Source organism: Sphingobacterium yanglingense (genome assembly GCF_004363245.1).
Classification (GTDB): domain Bacteria; phylum Bacteroidota; class Bacteroidia; order Sphingobacteriales; family Sphingobacteriaceae; genus Sphingobacterium; species Sphingobacterium yanglingense.
On sequence record NZ_SNYV01000014.1, the window covers coordinates 529,146 to 547,146 of the forward strand.

Annotated in this window: 11 protein-coding genes; 5 read left to right on the forward strand and 6 right to left on the reverse strand. The window is 39.9% G+C overall.

Annotated elements, in window-relative coordinates:
- Position 1: 1 nt before the first annotated feature.
- Together CLV99_RS13500 and CLV99_RS13505 are read left to right on the forward strand one after the other, a co-directional pair.
- A complete protein-coding gene (locus CLV99_RS13500; RefSeq protein WP_133585020.1) occupies positions 2-3,136 on the forward strand; it encodes an efflux RND transporter permease subunit in 3,135 nt (1,044 codons plus the stop codon).
- Positions 3,137-3,169: 33 nt separating this feature from the next.
- Positions 3,170-4,612 carry a TolC family protein gene (locus CLV99_RS13505; protein ID WP_133585021.1) on the forward strand — a complete coding sequence of 481 codons (1,443 nt, stop codon included), beginning with the start codon at positions 3,170-3,172 and terminating at the stop codon, positions 4,610-4,612.
- Positions 4,613-4,671: 59 nt separating this feature from the next.
- Here the strand turns inward: CLV99_RS13505 and CLV99_RS13510 are convergent, their stop codons facing one another.
- A complete protein-coding gene (locus tag CLV99_RS13510; protein WP_133585022.1) occupies positions 4,672-5,643 on the reverse strand; it encodes a hypothetical protein in 972 nt (323 codons plus the stop codon).
- Between the two features lie 177 nt (positions 5,644-5,820).
- Between CLV99_RS13510 and CLV99_RS13515 the strand changes: the two genes are divergently transcribed.
- Positions 5,821-6,468, forward strand: a complete 648-nt coding sequence (locus tag CLV99_RS13515) for an MgtC/SapB family protein (protein ID WP_133585023.1) — start codon at positions 5,821-5,823, stop codon at positions 6,466-6,468.
- A 531-nt stretch (positions 6,469-6,999) separates the two neighbouring features.
- On the opposite strand, the gene CLV99_RS13520 is transcribed toward CLV99_RS13515, so the two are convergent.
- Positions 7,000-9,552 (reverse strand): TonB-dependent receptor, encoded by a 2,553-nt coding sequence (locus CLV99_RS13520; RefSeq protein WP_133585024.1) that lies wholly within the window; start codon positions 9,550-9,552, stop codon positions 7,000-7,002.
- Positions 9,553-9,994: 442 nt separating this feature from the next.
- On the opposite strand from CLV99_RS13520, the gene CLV99_RS13525 reads away from it, so the two are divergent.
- A complete protein-coding gene (locus tag CLV99_RS13525) occupies positions 9,995-13,369 on the forward strand; it encodes a TonB-dependent receptor (RefSeq protein ID WP_211348540.1) in 3,375 nt (1,124 codons plus the stop codon).
- Positions 13,370-13,446: 77 nt separating this feature from the next.
- On the opposite strand, the gene CLV99_RS13530 is transcribed toward CLV99_RS13525, so the two are convergent.
- Positions 13,447-14,151: an LOG family protein gene (locus tag CLV99_RS13530; RefSeq protein ID WP_133585114.1), complete on the reverse strand. Its 705-nt coding sequence runs from the start codon at positions 14,149-14,151 to the stop codon at positions 13,447-13,449.
- 122 nt (positions 14,152-14,273) lie between these two features.
- Here CLV99_RS13530 and recR point away from each other — a divergent pair, with 122 nt between their 5' ends.
- Positions 14,274-14,888, forward strand: coding sequence for a recombination mediator RecR (recR, locus tag CLV99_RS13535; RefSeq protein WP_133585025.1), 615 nt, complete (start codon positions 14,274-14,276; stop codon positions 14,886-14,888).
- Here recR and CLV99_RS13540 read toward each other — a convergent pair.
- From CLV99_RS13540 to CLV99_RS13550, 3 genes are read right to left on the reverse strand one after another with little or no spacing between them, the layout of a single operon-like run.
- Positions 14,885-16,105 carry an MDR family MFS transporter gene (locus tag CLV99_RS13540; RefSeq protein ID WP_133585026.1) on the reverse strand — a complete coding sequence of 407 codons (1,221 nt, stop codon included), beginning with the start codon at positions 16,103-16,105 and terminating at the stop codon, positions 14,885-14,887. The two genes, recR and CLV99_RS13540, sit on opposite strands and share 4 nt — an antisense overlap.
- 15 nt (positions 16,106-16,120) lie before the next feature.
- A complete protein-coding gene (locus tag CLV99_RS13545; protein ID WP_133585027.1) occupies positions 16,121-17,086 on the reverse strand; it encodes a bifunctional metallophosphatase/5'-nucleotidase in 966 nt (321 codons plus the stop codon).
- Entirely contained in the window at positions 17,061-17,813 is a 753-nt protein-coding gene (locus CLV99_RS13550) for a 5'-nucleotidase C-terminal domain-containing protein (protein ID WP_246032769.1), read from the reverse strand. The genes CLV99_RS13545 and CLV99_RS13550 overlap by 26 nt, the downstream gene beginning before the upstream one ends.
- Between the last annotated feature and the right edge of the window lie 188 nt (positions 17,814-18,001).

Consider the following 18,001-nt stretch of genomic DNA (forward strand, 5'->3'; position numbering starts at 1 on the left):
TATGCTAAAGAAGATTATAAAAAAGCCAGTTTTGGCTACTGTTATATCTATTTTGTTGGTGATTCTGGGAGTAGTTGGTATGATCAGTCTACCTATTACGAAATTCCCGGATATTGCACCTCCAACTGTCACGGTAATGGCTGTGTATCCGGGAGCGAATGCGGTGACTATCGCTCGTTCGGTGGCACCGCCATTGGAGAATGCCATCAACGGAGTAGAAAATATGGATTACATCACATCGACCGCGAGTAACGACGGTACGTTGACTATTACCGTGATTTTTAAATTAGGAACGGATCCTGATCAGGCGGCTATTAATGTCCAGAATAGGGTAGCGCAGGTCACGAATCAGCTTCCTGCGGAGGTTATCCAGGCTGGTATTACGACCTTGAAACGGCAGAATAGTATGATCGCAATGATCAATCTGACTTCTACGGATGGAAAGATGTCTGACTTGTTCTTGGAAAACTATGCCAAAATAAATATTCTCCCAGAAATCAAAAGGATTAAAGGTGTGGGGGATGCAATGGCATACGGAAATAAGGACTATGCGATGCGGGTTTGGTTGGATCCCGTAAAGCTGAATGCTTATGGTCTGACTCCAAATGATATCTCACGTGCTATTCAGTCCCAGAACTTGGAGGCTGCACCAGGGCGATTTGGAGAATTGACAGATGAAGCTAAGGAGTATATACTTCGGTACAAAGGGAAGTTTACGGAACCGGAGGAATATGAAGGTATCGTCGTACGGGCAAATGCCGATGGGTCGGTGTTACGCTTGAAAGATGTAGCTACGGTCGAGTTTGGAGCATATAGTTATAATGTGTCGTCCCGCTATAATAAGAAGGATGCGGTGACTATGGCTATTTTCCAAATGACGGGATCAAATGCGAATGAGGTACAGATCGCTATGCAACAACGTATGGATGAATTGGCTAAGTCGTTCCCTGAAGGGATGGAGTATACGATTCCTTATGCGACAAAAGAATCGTTGGATCAGTCGATAAGTCAGGTAATATGGACATTGATTGAAGCGTTTATCCTGGTATTCATCGTTGTTTATATATTCTTGCAGGATTTCCGGTCGACGTTGATTCCAGCTATAGCTGTGCCTGTATCTATTGTCGGTACGTTTTTCTTTATGAGTCTATTTGGGTTTTCTATCAATATATTGACTCTATTTGCGTTGGTACTCGCTATCGGTATTGTGGTGGATGATGCTATCGTGGTGGTGGAAGCGGTGCATGCGAAGATGGAACACAAAAAACTGAGTTCTAGGGCAGCAACGGTATCGGCTATGGGGGATATCTCAGGAGCGATAGTTTCGATTACCTTAGTGATGTCGGCAGTATTTATCCCTGTTGCCTTTATGGAGGGATCTACAGGCTTGTTCTATCAACAGTTTGCACTGACATTAGCGATTGCTATTCTTATTTCGGCGGTCAATGCTCTTACGCTAAGCCCCGCATTGTGTGCGCTGTTCTTACGTTCGGAGCATGGTTCGAATGGTATGGCTAAGTTAGGATTCAAACAACGGTTCTTCCACGGATTTAATGCTTCTTTTAATAAGATGACGAATCGCTATGGAAGGTCTATCCTCTTTATGTTGAAACATAAATGGATTGCATTTTCGTTGATGTTTGTCTTTGGAGGTGCTTTCGTATGGATGTCTATGACTACGCCAAAAGGCTTTATACCGGATGAAGACCAGAGTTTTGTGATTGTTACGGCTAACTTAAGTCCAGGTACATCTAAATCCAATACGGCAACAGTTATGTCAGATACAGAGGATGTCTTGTTGAAGCACCCTGCTGTATTGGAAGTGATGACAGTGGAGGGATTGAGTTTATTTACAGGAGCAATGTCATCATCCGCTGGTAGTTTGTTCGTCAAGTTGAAGCCTCAGGCTGCCCGTGCTGGTATCGATCAGGTAATTGGAGAGTTACAAGGGACATTGTCTACAGATGACAGAGCGAATTTTTTGGTGCTGAACGTACCAACAGTGGATGGATTCGGTAATACTAGTGGAATGGAGTTGGTATTGCAGGATCGTACGAATGGAGAGTTAGAGCAACTTGGTAACGTCTCTTATGGGATGATGGGAGCGCTTATGCAGCGTCCTGAAGTTGCCTTTGCGTTTACAACATTCGATGTATCTTATCCACAGTTTGAAGTTCTTGTTGATGAAGTGAAATCTGCACAGTTTGGCGTTAGTGTCGCTGATGTAATGGGGGTTATGCAGGGGTATTTCGGTAGTATACAGTCTTCCGATTTTAATCGCTTTGGTAAATATTACCGGGTGTTAGTCCAGTCTACCCCTGAGACCAGAAACGACCAGCAAGCGCTTAATGGGTTGTTCGTTCGAAATGCTAACAATGAAATGGTACCTATAAATACACTAGTGACTCTACAGTCTACTACAGGTGCTGAGGTGGTCGAACGCTTTAATCTATTTAATGCGTCTAATCTAACGGTGGTTCCTGCTCCAGGTTACAGTACGGGACAGGCTATGCAAGCTGTAGAAGAGGTGAGTGAACAGGTGTTACCTCCAGGGTATACTTACGATTTCAAAGGGATGAGCCGAGAGGAGAGTCAGGCTACTTCGCAAACGACAATGATATTTATTCTTTGTATTGTCTTTGTTTACTTCTTGTTGTCTGCACAATATGAGAGCTATATGTTGCCATTTGCAGTGCTTTTAAGTATTCCTGTGGGATTGTCTGGTGTGTTCTTTGGTATTGGCCTTGGAGGATTGTCCAATAATATATATGTACAAATCGCCATGGTCATGCTTATTGGTCTCCTGGCAAAGAATGGTATTTTGATTGTCGAATTTGCGATACAGCGCAGACAGGCTGGAAAGAGCCTGGTAGCATCGGCTGTCGAAGGAGCAAAAGCGCGGTTGCGCCCGATTCTGATGACATCATTGGCATTTATTGCTGGTCTGACACCTCTTCTGTTTGTTGTCGGTCCATCTGCAATGGGTAACCACTCTATTGGTTATGCAGCGATATTCGGAATGGTGGTAGGAACAATATTGGGACTTTTTATTACCCCGATTCTTTTTGTTCTGTTTCAGTTTTTACAGGAAAAAATGCAGGGTAAAGAGCTTACAGAGGCTGATTGGGAACGATAATCAAATGGGGTTATGCATATAGGAATTACAAAAATGAAACAAAATATTATACTCAAAGCTATCCCATTGGCGCTATTAGCCGGATTGGGGGCATGTACAGTACAGAAATATCAGCGATCTGAAAATCTGCCGGTTGCAGCGAGTTATCGAGATGTGTTCGATGGGGTCGGTACAGACTCGGCCGAAAATATCGCTAATCTGGATTATCATAGTTTTTTTAGGGACCCGCTGTTGATCCAGCTTATAGATAGTAGCTTAGCTAAGAATAACAATTTGCTGGTTGCTATCAAGCAGATTGAGATAGCCTCATTGGGATATAAGCAATCTAAATGGGCGAATGTACCGGTTGTGCAGGCTACTGTCGTTGGAGCGGGTATAAATAGACCTTCTGATAACAGTTTAAATGGGCAGATGGCACAGCAGGGGATAGGTAAAAGCTATACCCCCGATTATAATGCTGCTGTGTTGGGTGTTTCTTGGGAGGCCGATATATGGGGAAAAATAAAGGCACAGAAGCAAGAGGCATTGGTTGATTATTTAAAAACGGAAGAAGCAGTACGGGCTGTCAAATCTGGATTGGTCAGCGAAGTAGCACAAGGTTATTATAATCTTCTGATGTTGGACAAACAACGGGAAGTGAGTCAGCAGAATTTGCTATTGATGGATAGTACACTTGCCATTCTCCAAAAGCAAATGGAATTAGGGTTGACGAATGCTCTGGCTGTTCAACAGCAAGAAATGACGCGCGATCAGTTAGATCATCAGTTGCGGGATATTGAGAGTGCTGTCCATACGCAAGAAAATGCGTTACAGTTGCTCTGTGGACGTGTCCCCGCCGCAATAGTGCGGAGCAAAGGACTTGACGAGATCTTAGTACCTAAGGAAATGGAAACAGGGGTACCGGTTCAGCTTTTTGGAAATAGACCCGATGTGCGCAGTAGTGAATTGGAAATCCGGAAACTACAGTTGGCAACACATGCCGCTAAAGTAAGTATGTATCCGGCATTGAATATTACAGCGCAGGGTGGACTGAATGCTTTTAAAGCTTCGAATTGGTTTAACCTACCCGGTTCGTTGTTCGGGATGGCTGCAGGGAGTGTTGTGCAACCGGTATTGCAGGGAAAGCAACTGAAAACACGATATGAACAGTCTAAGATTATGGTGGAGCAAGCTGAATTGAATTTCAAACAATCTCTATTAGTGGCCGCAACAGAAGTGTCGGATGCATTGATACGGATACAAAAGCTGGAAGAGCAAGAAGCGATTTCGCTGCAAATGGTGGATCGGGCTGGAGTTATGGTGAATAATTCCTTGACACTATTCCGTTATAACAATGCCAGTTACCTAGAAGTAATTTTAGCGCAGACTAATAAACTACAGGCTGACTTGGGACTTGCGACGACCAAAACATTAAAGCTTCAGTCTATTGCAAATTTGTATAGAGCACTAGGCGGAGGCTGGAAACAAAAAAGTTAATCCTTCGATCGATAAGTCGGGCTCCTGGAAATGAAGTCCGACTTATTTGTTTTTTGCAGCTATAGTCGTTCTATCTCTAAGGAAAGTGCCATCAGTTCTTGTTTTAAGAGGTTAATGTGAGATTCGACTTGGTCGTACATATCTGCGCGATTGTTAAGTTCTTCCGCTTTATACTTTCCTCCCTTTCCAAAATATAGTTTGTCTAATTTTAATTCATCGTCCTCTTCGTCTATTTGTCCAAAGTTCTTCCACTTTTCAATAATTTGATTTCTTACTGATTTGGTGTCAGGTTCACTAGGGTCAGCGTAGTTTAGATAATACCAGATAAAAGGAGGAAAGTTGGTTGATGTTTCACTCCCAAGCCATACATCTCTCAATGCATTTCTTTCATGATAGAAATCTATTTTACGCTTGTTGAATAGCATCAGTAAACCTATAGACGCTTCTGCGATACCTGTGCCAATACCTATACTATTACTTACGCGTTCATTACTGATTGTTCCACCCGTCGCAATAGCTCCACTTGCTCCTATGACAATAGCACTAATCGTAAGTTTGGATTCTAAGTCACTTTGTTTACCTTCTAAAAAATTGGCTATTTGACTTGTGCGTTCTTCTTCGCAGTCCATCTCTGAAGAAACTGCGGATACAATCAACGAAGCATTATTTATCTTCTGAAAGATATCTAATCTCAAACTGATCATATCCAATTTATGTTCCACGGAAGCTGAGCTAATGTCTTGTTTAGCACGTGCGTAACGCGTCAATGGATCTAGTATTCCTATGGCGTTGGCGATGTTGAGGCTTTTCTTTGATATCTTATTATGCAATAGACTGTCGATGGAGAGTTCATGCAGTGGGACGGGAAGCTCGCTTTCTTTATAGCTGTATATATTTTGTTGATTACAGTTGCTATGTCTCAACTGTGAGGAGAAAGCTGAGTTTTGGTAAGAAGCACAGGAACCTAGTAACGCAGATAGGGAGGCGATTGCAACGCACAAGGACTGATGTTTAAATCCGTTTCTTTTCATAAGCTACGTAAGGAATGGTCATGTAAGTTATAGTAAATGTATGATTTACTGGTATAAGTCACAATAATAACAGAAAAAATAAAATGCTTGAAAGAGGTCTTCAAATTATTGCTTTTGCATTTATATTTGCTTTTAGATATATTGATCTAAGTTTTAATTTTTATTTCATTCATCCTTATGATAGGTGATTTATTCTCTAATGAGAACTTTCAAACAATTGTAGTATCCTTGCTATGCGGTTCTATCGTGGGCATGGAGCGTGAGTACCGTAATAAGTCTGCAGGTTTTCGTACTGTTATTTTGATTTGTTTGGGAGCTACTATATTTACGATGGCTTCGCGTCTAGGGAATATGGCAGATGACCGGATTGCGGCAAACATTGTTACAGGAATTGGTTTCTTGGGGGCGGGGGTGATATTTCGTGGTAAGTTCTCTGTTCAGGGCTTGACTACTGCAGCTGTAATATGGACGATGGCTGCAGTGGGGATGTTGGTTGGATTTGGACAGTTTATGCTCGGTATTTCTCTTGCAATATTGATGGTCGTGGTACTCTCATTATTTCAGAAGATGGAAACGGTATTGTCTAATATTTATTTCTCGAGAACGATTTATGTTACGTTTATAGATAACAAAGCATCCAGACTATATGAGTTCGAGACTTTTCTAAAAGAAAGTGGTATTAACTCGTTGCGAAAGGGGATTGAGAAAAAGGGGGACAAGCTTATGGTAGTATATGAGATATCGAGTAGGAGACAACGGGTACGAATGATGAACGAACGTATAATCTCTATCGATTATGTGGATTCATTTAGTAATATTTCATAAAATAAAAAAGGGGGATCTCTATTTCGCTGCCCTACAGTCGAAATGAACGATAACGTCTACTTCTAAGAAAACTCATTTTAAATACATTAAGCCTCGGGTTACACTGGAGGCCGTTTTGCTTTTATTTCTTACGTTGATTTTAATATCTAGCCTCATTTAAAGGTCTGAGCTTTCCACAAGCAGAGCCCATTGGTCTATTTTCTGCTCTTCCCGTATTATTTTAAGCTTAATTAGCTAATACTAATAGCTAGGGAACATGTTATTACTACGTTATTATTTAACAAGTATTAAATCAGAACACACAAGGGAAATAACAGGGGTTTTATTCGCTTTTATCCGAATGAAGTCCCTGTTATCTCCGAATAAAGTCCGTATGAAATCCTTATTATATAATAAAATGTACCCTAGTTGGTATGAAGTTGAACCTTTTTTAGTTTAAGAAATGTGAAGTAATAGTTTTTTGCTGTATAAAAGAGGGGCTGTCTCGAGTATTACGAGACAGCCCCTCTTTTATGATATAAGATAAAATGATTAAAAAGTCATTTTAATTGATCCATTCCAAGTACGTCCCCATCCCATCAATACAAAGTTGGATGTTTCGATCCCTTTCCAGTATTCGGAGGTGGCTGTTGGCTCAACATTAGATGTAGCATCAGTGATGTATAACTTATCGAATAAATTATTGACACTAGCACGCAAGCTTAATGTGTTCTTGTGACTGATTTGTAGTTTATAGGAAATACCAGCATCTACTAATTCGTAGTTTGGCAAATGTAATGTAGAACCTACCTTCGGAAGGCTACCATATAGTCGCTCGTAACGTCTATAATCGGCATCGAAAGATAACCCCATTGGTAGAGAGTATTTTGCTCCAGCACCATAAGAAGTTTGTGCTGCATCGCCTACGTGTACGTCAGTCAGGTCACGGTTAGTTGTTGCCAGTTCAACACGAGCTTCATTACGAACTATAGTCGTGGCATTTCCATCATATTTCCAGTCACCTAGTGATCCGAAACCTTTTAACCTAAAACCTTTGAATGGGCGTACTACAAAATCCAATTCCAAACCTTGGTGTACTTGTTTAACGCCATAGTTAGAGAAATATATGTAATCATTTTCTACAAGTAGAGAAGGATCATTGCTTGGATTGTACTTTTTAACATCAGCTGCTGTAGCGCGGCTAGAACTTCCAGTAACACGGTTGTCCCATGTTGTGCGGTAAGCATTAAGGTTTACATCAAAATATTCCGACGCAAATTTATACCCAAGTTCTAAACCAACGATTTCTTCATTCTCAGCATTGGTGTTTATATCATTTCTATAGTTCATAAAAATGTTATTCTGATAAGGCTGTCTGGAGTAGATACCAGCATTACCGAATAGCGTATGATTTTCGATAGTGTAACTCAAACCTCCTTTTGCATTGTATCCAAAATTATTTACTTTTTCAGATCTGCCTTCTCCAGTTTTATACAAGTAATAGTCTTCGCGGATATTTTGTTGTTGCGAAGCTGAACCTTGGAAGAAAGCGGTAAAACCGTCTTTTGCAAATTCAAGTTGTCCAAAAACACCTCCATAACGAATCATTTGATCGTAATCCCATCCTAAGCGGTCTTCCGCATTTTTAGGACGATCTCCCCACGTTTTCCAAGGGTTTGTTGTATAAGTGTTAGTGATGTTGGTAACTCCAGGTAAATTCACATTTCCTTGGTGACCGATACTATTAGCTCCTAACAAATCTGTTGCTTGTTTGTAATGCTCGCCCTTATAATCACGTAAGTCAAAACCAATATTGAAATTCCAGTAATCATTCAACTTTCGATTATAATTGGAAACAATACCATACCATTGATGGTTGTTAACTTCTGCAACCAGTAGGGGGGCTGTAAACGTTTTATCCGCTTTTTGGTAAGACTGACCACCGCCTCTCGCCATGGAAGCATATACTACAGTTGATAAAGATGCCTTATCGGAAATCTGCCAATCCCAGTTAAAGTTAGCAACGGGTTTATGGTAGAAATTTTTACGGGGATTCATTTCTACACCATTGATGATGGTAGTATTGTCGTTGAATTTACGTCCCTTTTCTAAAAAATTGCTTAATCTTGATGTGTAACCTTGGTTATGCCATTGTGGTGCACCTGTCACCATCAAGTTTAGGTTATGCTTTTCATTGACTTTGTAGCCTATAGATAGGAAGTAGTTTTGTCCTGCGCCTCCAGTCCTGTCCATATAACCATCACCACGCCAATCCGTAATCATAGCTGATACTGCAAAACCGCTTTTTAATAAACCTGTATTATAGGCCAAAGTGGATTTACGGTACATGTCGTTACCAACAGAGCGGCTGAAGAAACCACCTTCTTTCATGTCCGTAGATTTTGTAACGAAGTTTGTGGTACCACCTACAGAAGAGATTGCTAATTTTGAAGAACCTAAACCGCGTTGGATCTGAATAACAGATGCAATATCGGTCAAGCCATTCCAGTTAGACCAGTACACCCGGCCATTGTCCATACCATTGATCGGCTGACCATTTAGTAAGAATGCGGTGTTGGATTGATCAAATCCACGCGTTGTCATTGACGATTCCCCAAAGCCACGTGCCTGACTTGAGATATAAACAGATGGTGTATTCGCTAATGCAGCTGTAATATCCTGAGCACCTACTTTCTCTTCAATTTCATCACGGCGGATTGTGGATACCGCAATGGGGGTCTGTCTACCCTCTGCAATATCAATCACGCCCTTTCCGACAATAACGATTTCGTCAAGAGATTGGTCCGCTGTAGGAACTAAAATAATCGTTCCGATAGTACTTTTTTCTGAAAAAGTAAGTGATTGTGGCGCATGACCAATGTACTTGATCTCTAGTTGTCCAGTGTTGTGTTCTGTTTTTAGTGTAAAATTACCATTGGCGTCTGATGACGTTCCAATTTTACTTCCAGAAACTAAAATTGTTGCTCCGGCGATAGGATGTTTCCCGTCCGTGATTTTACCGGTTATTACTTGTTGGGCTAAAGCAATATTACCAGTAAGCATGCATGCTAAGGTAGCATACAATAGGGTGGATTTTTTTTGCATTATTAGATTAGCTATAAATTTGGCGCAAAGGTAGGGTTTTTTATGTTCCGATAAAGCATTGTTTTGAAGTAAAATACACGTTTTTTAAGTATTTATTATTTTCAGCCATTTTGTTGTTTATAACGGAAAAATGTTAGTTAGGAAATTGTTTTAAAAAATTAACATTGTTACGTTCGGCCGTTCGCTTTGCAAAATAATTTAACGATTTCATAAATGTTAATTTTTGTTAAAAGTATAATTTTTGGTGTCAAATCAAATTAAGTTTTTAACAAGCTGTTCTTATTTCTAAGATGTTTTGAAATAAGTGTAATTTTTGTTGAAATATGAAGCTTATGTTTTGTGTTATATGTTGATTTACTGTATATTAAATTTATGTTAAGTGCGTCTTTTTGATAACACTCTTGTTAGTTTTGTTGTCGATTTAACTATCTTAAAAATAAATATGAAAAAATCTTTACTTTTTTTCGCTTTGGTTTTAGCCAGTTATGGTACCGTTCAGGCGCAGGTTACTACAAGTAGCATGAATGGAGTTGTGACCGAGTCTTCAGGACATGTTACAGTTGGAGCTACAATTAAAGCAATCCACTTGCCTTCGGGAACCGCCTATTCTGGTTCTGCTAATTCAACTGGTCGGTTTAATCTAGCCAATATGCGTGTGGGAGGGCCTTACCGCGTCGAAGTTACTTATGTAGGACAGAATCCTATCGTGTATGAGGATGTCTATCTTCAATTGGGACAAGCTTTTGTGTTAAATCCAATCTTTGGTGACACGGCTAAAGCTTTAGACGAAGTAACTGTGACAGGTAGAAGAGGAGCATCAGTACTAAAGTCTGGAGCTTCAACACGTGTTGGGCAACGCCAGATTCAGGTATTACCTCAAACCTCTCGTAGTATTACAGAGTTTACTCGTCTTACTCCTCAGGCAAATGGAACATCATTTGCTGGTAGAGATGCACGTTATAATAATCTACAAATTGATGGTGCTAACTTTAATAACGGATTTGGAACGGATACAAATAACCCTCTTCCTGGAGGACGTTCCCAACCTATTTCTTTGGATGCAATCGAAGAAATTTCTGTTAACATAGCGCCATTTGATATAACACAATCTGGATTTACAGGAGCCGGAATCAATGCCGTAACCAAATCTGGTACAAATACATTTCATGGAACGGCCTATGGTTATTTTACGAATGAGAACCTTAACGGCTATAAAATTAACGGAGAAAAAGGTCCTGATTTTGTTTTGGGAGCAAAAAAGAATTTTGGTGTTACAGTTGGAGGGCCTATTATAAAAGATAAGTTATTCTTCTTTTTATCTGCCGAACGTGAGGCAGCTACGGGGGCTAACGCTTCTGGTGCCAATTTATGGAAGGCTTCAAAAGATGGAACGGCAAATATAGCTCAGAATATTTCACGTGTAAAAGAGGATGACTTAATAGCTGTTCAAAACCATCTTAAGACAGTTTGGGGCTATGATCCAGGAGCATATCAGGGATTTGCAAATACTGCTGAACAATATGGTAATAAGTTCTTAGCACGTATTGATTATAATATTAACGATAAGCATAAATTAGCATTCCGTTATAACGTATTACGTGGAGAATCTAATCAGATTACAAATAATGACTCTGGACCTAGACCTCGTTCGACATCATATAGGATTTCGGAAAATTCAATGGCTTTTCAGAATGCACATTATAGTTTTGAGAATATTGTTCGATCTTTTACTACAGAGTTGAATTCGTCCTTTAATTCAATCTTTTCTAATAAGTTCTTATTCACTTATTCAAAGATTCAAGAGCGACGCAAAACACCTTCGGATCAATTGTTCCCTTTTGTTGATATTTGGGATGGTAACGTTGGATCAAACCCTGCAGTTGGAACTGCTAACTATATGAGTTTTGGTACAGAGCTTTTCTCCTACAAAAATGACGTAGTGAATGATAATTACTCTTTTACCAATAATTTGAATATGAATTTCGGTAAGCATAATATTACTGCTGGAGCTGCTTTTGAAATTCAAAAATTTGGTAATTCTTATACCCGTATGGGGACTGGGTACTATCGTTATGCTTCTGTAGCTGATTTCTTAAAAACAGGGACCCCTCAGGAAGTAGCGCCTATTATGTATGGTATTACTTATCCTTATGAAGGTCAGGATACATATTCAAGAATTAATTTTGGTTTAGCCTCTTTGTATGCTCAGGATCGTTTTTCAGTAAATGATCAGTTAGATTTGACTTTTGGCTTACGGGCAGAATTGCCAATTTATATTAATAAACTGGCAGGGAATAAATCTATAGATGCTCTAGAGCTTTTAGATATTAATGGAAATCCAAGACATTACTCGTCTAGTACTTGGCCTAAATCTCGTGTTATGTTATCTCCTCGTTTAGGATTTAATTATGATGTATTTGGAGATCGTAGCCTGACTCTTCGTGGTGGTACGGGGATTTTTACAGGCCGTATCCCATTCGTGTGGTTGACAAATATGCCAACAGCTTCTGGAGTTTTACAAAATACAATAGAACCAGACGGATATAATGCTGTCAAAGATTGGATTGGAGGAATTAGATTCCAACCAAATGATCCTTACTATTATGTTAATAATGTTCCTGCCGGAGGTGAGAATGTGTTTATAAAAACACCCAACGAAGGAGCTCCCGCTACTTTTGCCTTAGTGGATGATAATTTTAGAATGCCGATGGTATGGAGATCAAGCTTGGGGGTAGATTATCAGATACCGAATACTCCAGTTACCTTAATAACCGATCTATTGTATACTAAGGATGTCTATGCAGTAATGCAGTTTGGTGCAAATCGTAAATCTTCTAAAAACTTCTTAAATAATGCAGGCGATAATCGAGAGCTTTACACTAATTTGAGCGATTATAGATATAATGATAAAATTGGAGCGAATAGTGCTACTGTCTTAACGAACACAAGTGTTAAAGGATATGCTTTATCTGCTACTTTCGGAGCTTCAGTATCTAGATGGAACGGCTTGTCTGGTTCGGTGTTCTATACTTACTCTAAAGCAAAAGATGTTTCGGCAAACAGCGGATCCAGTGCAGCATCAGCTTGGGGGGCGTCTCCGGTAATCAATTCACCTAATGACATGATGTTGCATACCTCTAATTTTGCTATTCCACATCGTGTTGTTGCTAACATTAGTTATACTATCAAGAATACTACATTGGGGATATACTATGACGGATCTCATCAAGGCCGTTACTCCTATTACTACCAAAATGACCTCAACGGTGATGGTTTAGCTGTTGATTTAATGTACTTACCCAATAAGGCTTCTGACTTGAGGTTCGAAGAATATTCTGTAAACTACAAAAATTCAGCAGGACAAACGGTAAGTAAAAAATTCACTGTAGATGATCAAGAAAAAGCGCTCGAAGCTTTCATTGCTGAAAATAACTTAGAGAGTTATCGAGGTAAGTATTTGCCAAGAAATGAGTTCTTAATGCCTTGGTTGAATAGATTTGATGTGCGCTGGACACAAGATTTATTTAGTAATATTGGAATGAAAGGTGATAAATTACAAATGACGGTGGATATTGTAAACTTTGCAAACTTGCTAAATTCAAATTGGGGAGTTCAAACAAATATATTAAGCGCGGGAAGAAATATTTTGACTACGCGTAGTATTGATAATCAGAATGTACCAACTTTTCGTATGATGAACAATACGGATGCGAATATTGATAATGGAGCTCCTTACTTGGTTAATACTCCATTCCGTCCAGCAAGTACAAAAGGTACAACTTGGACAGCAACGTTGGGATTGCGTTACGCTTTCTAGTATTTGAGAATAGTAGTATTTATAAAAACCCCTTAACCAGTTTGGTTAAGGGGTTTTACTTTTTGTAAAATACCTTATTAAAAATTCGGTTTCAATAGATACTTATCGTAGAAACGGAAGATATGTTCGACGGCTTCTTCCGCGGTGTCTACCAAGCGGAATAACTTGAGGTCTTCTGAAGCAATGTAAGCATTGCTAAGCATAGTTTTCTCTACCCATTCCAATAATCCACCCCAATAATCCGAACCTACTAAAATAATAGGGAAACGAGCGATTTTGCCCGTCTGGATTAGCGTTATAGCTTCAAATAATTCGTCCATAGTACCAAATCCTCCAGGCATGACAATATATCCTTGCGAATATTTCATAAACATTACCTTGCGGACAAAGAAGTAATTGAACTCCATGATTTTGTCCCTGTCGATATATTTGTTGTGAAATTGTTCGAAAGGAAGTTCAATATTCAAGCCTACAGACTTACCGCCAGCAAGATAGGCACCTTTATTGGCGGCTTCCATAATACCAGGTCCTCCACCCGAAATAACTCCATACCCTTTTTCTGCTAAAAGCTTGGCAATTTCTACTGCCATCTCATAATAATGATGCGTCTCTGGTGTACGTGCCGAACCAAAGATAGATACACAAGGTCCGATTTTTGCCAGTTTCTCAAAACCATCTACAAACTCGGACATGATTTTGAAAATCTGCCATGAGTCCTTAACTTTTATTTCCTGCCACGTCTTATTGGCAAATGAATTTCTAATTCTATTCTCTCCTGTCATATATACGTAGATATCGTGAACAATATGCCACAATATAATCAAACAGAAAAGAGTATGCAATACCAGAATTGAAAAGAATCGGTTAATGCTGAAAATAGAAAATTACTTTTTATTTTTGCCAAATGAACTTCTCCTCCAAATTATTGCAAAACGCTGTCGAAGAGTTTGGGCGTTTACCAGGGATTGGTAACAAGACTGCTTTACGGTTAGTGTTGCACCTTTTGAAACAATCCAATCAGGAGGTGAGCCGCTTTACGCAGTCTATCGATCAGCTCAAAGAGAAGATTCGTTATTGTCAGGTGTGTTATAATATATCGGATGACCCAACCTGTGAAATCTGTCAATCGATAAAGCGGGATAAATCGACCATATGTGTTGTTGAAGATACGCGTGACGTGATGGCTATTGAGAATACAAATCAGTATCAAGGAGTGTATCATGTCCTTGGCGGATTGATATCACCAATGGATGGTATAGGTCCGTCTGATTTAAAAATTGAGGGGCTCCTAGAGCGGTTGCGAAAAGGAGAGGTTAAGGAGATTATATTGGCCCTTAGTGCAACTATGGAAGGAGATACGACGATATTTTATCTCTGTCGTAAGCTTCGCGAGTTTGATGTACAGGTAAGTACGATTGCTCGTGGTATTGCATTTGGCGGAGAGTTGGAATATGTAGATGAGATTACTTTAGGAAGGTCTATCTTGACACGTGTGCCTTATGAACGAAATGTAGGTTAACTTTCCTTCATTTTGGATATTATCCAATAAAAAGCAAGACTCACTATCAATAAAACAGTCCCTGTAGTTTTCCACAGCACTTGGTATCCAAAATGTTCGGCAACATAGGTACCTAAGTAGGGCGAGAAAATATTGGCGGCGGCAAATGCTAATGAGTTAAACCCCATGTATGCTCCTTGATTATTTTTCCCAGCTCGTTGTATAGAAATAGTGGCGGTATAGGGAAGTGTTAGCATTTCACCTGTAGAAAGTACCAGCATGGCTAGAAAGAGCCATATCATCCCAAAATCAAAGTTGAGCATGTAATAGGACCCAGCAGCAATAGCTGTACCGATCAGCATAATCTGTCTGACTGTCATACGGTTTTCAATAAGGTGTATCAAAACCATTTCGAACAGAACAATAACAAAACCACTGAATCCGAGAAGCAGACCAATTTGACTGGCATCGAGATGATGGACATCCCGGTAGAATAGAGGGAGAGTCGTTATCAACTGAAAAAATGCCATCGAGAAGAGGAAACAGAAAATATTGAATCCTATAAATAAACCATCTCGGTATGCGTTTTTCTCTGGTGTACTACTGTTTGTTGGGGCTTCTTGGGGCTGTGGGTGACTGTATTTGTTATTCCCTTTTTTGTTCCTAAAAAAGTAAATAAAGACGATGGCTGCAATACTAGCGGCGATGGCGTTGCCGTAGAAAATCCAGTTGTACGAAAAAGTTGCCAAGAAGCCACCTAAAGCAGGCCCTATGGAAAAGCCTAGATTAACGGCCATACGGTTTAAAGAGTATGCCCGGGTGATATTTTCAGGCTTAGCGTATCGTGCTACTGACACGGAGTTGGCAGGTCTGAAAGTGTCTGCTACAAGTGTCAGTATAAAAATCATTACTGCTAAAGTCTCAAAAGTCCGAAAAAGAGGAAGTATGAGAAACAGCGGAATTACAAGGATAAGACTCCAGGTCTGTACCTTGAAATTACCAAATCTATCTGTAAGCCAACCTCCAAGCCAAGAACCCGCTACTGAGCCGAGCCCAAAACAGCCCAGCACCAAACCGATCTGCGTTTTGGAAAAGTTGAGTTCTGATGACATGTATATCCCTAGAAATGGAATAACCATAGAACCCGTACGGTTGATGAGCATTACCAAGGCTAATAGCCAGGCAGCAGGGGATAATCCTTTATAAGAATTTATATAGAGACGTACGAGGGCTTTCAATGTTGCTATGAAAATCTAGGCAAGTGATTGTTCTAAACTTTTGTCAATTGTATAATTACTGCTTAGTAATATCTGTTTGCGTTTTGTCTTAGGGTTAAGGATAAAATCAATTCGTCCAAAGCTTGCCCCTCCAAAACCAACTTGATTTACCAATGTGATTTTTCCATCGAGATTCTTAACCTCTATAGGTTTTTCTAAAAATGTATGGGTATGCCCACCTATGATTAGGTCGATATCTCTGCTATTGGCAGCAAGTTTTAAATCAGAGATGGTATCGTCTTTGTAAGAGTAGCCCATGTGGGAAAGACATATCACAAGATCGCACTTAAGGTCTTTTTTTAGCTTAGGAACAATGCGATTAGTCACTTCCATCGGATCAAGGTATTTCATGCCTTTGTAACCGTTAGGGTCGACCAAGCCCTCCACATTGACTCCGAGTGCGAATACACCGATTTTTACGCCATCTCTCTCAAATAAAAGGTATTCCTTGGTTTTTCCTGCAAGAACAGTTTCCGAAAAATCATAATTGGAGGTGATAAAGGGGAAGTTGGCCTTGTCAAAGTGCTTTAAGATACCTTGGAGGCCATTGTCAAATTCATGGTTGCCGAATGTCCCAGCATCGTACTTCAGTTTTGACATTAGCTCCAGTTCGACTTGTCCGTCGAACAAATTGAAATAGGGGGTACCCTGGAACATATCTCCAGCATCAAACAACAGGACATTTTTTTCTTCCGACCTTATTTTTTGGATTAATGTACTCCTACGCGCCACACCTCCTAAGCCCTGCATCCTTGAGCCGTCCATTGGAAATGGTTCGATACGACTATGCACATCATTACTATGTAATATGGTTATTTTGACATCTTTTGATTTCGATGAACTTTTAGCAAAACTATCGAAAGGGGCGAAAGAAGCCAATAGACCTAAAGCGGCCGCTCTTTTTAGAAATAATCTTCTATTTAATGACTGTAACTCTTCCATCTAGCTCGGTGTTTATATTCTTACCTTCTTTAGTTGTTTTTTCTACATACTGTATTAGCCCTTCGCGGACGCGCAAACTGCTATTTGTCCGGTGGATTGGAGTGGTAATACCTTCTATATAATCTCCTCCATTGGCGAGATAATCGTAAGTAACCAACTTGTATGATTGCTTAGGGTCGATTTCTTTGCCATTAATACGGATGTCTGAGGCTTTGTCTCCCTTAATTTTTAAGGTGAATCCCGCTATAGGTTGACCTCCGGTTTTGGCTATAAAATCTGCAAGGACTGTAATGTCCTGGGCCGACAGCTCAAGTATAGTGACTGTATTTTCAAAAGGCATAAGCTCAAACATGGAACCTACCGTGATAGGACCTTGTTTTACTTCTGAGCGAATCCCTCCTTTGGTGGCAATAGCCATCTGCGCATCGGGATCTATGTTTTTACCCATGGCAAGTAGTGCATCAGCGAAGAAGTTGCCTGCAAGACTTTCTGCATCGGCCCTACTTTTGTTTAGAAAATGTGTCGAATAACCAATTTGTCTATTCATTTCCTGATCCATCTGTATTTTAAAAGGAGTGTAGTAGTGAATAATAGTACTGTCTTCCGGCAGGGATGAGTTTATGGAATATGTAGTCGGCTCGCTTACTCGGGGGACGTAGGTAGTCCTACAACCGGCTAATGTCCATGCAGTTACTATAACTAAAGATAGTGTTTTGAAAGTGCGCATAGCATTAAATTATAATATGCGAAGCTAAGAAGAATGTGGTTAGGAACAAATTAACTTTATGTAATATTTACTGTGCGATTGACAGTAGAAGGTGTCAAATATCAGCGATAGTGGCAGTTGTATTATCCCGGAAAACAGTGAATATTGTACTTTTTTTGCTCTAGAATATGATTTGGAATAGCTTTTGT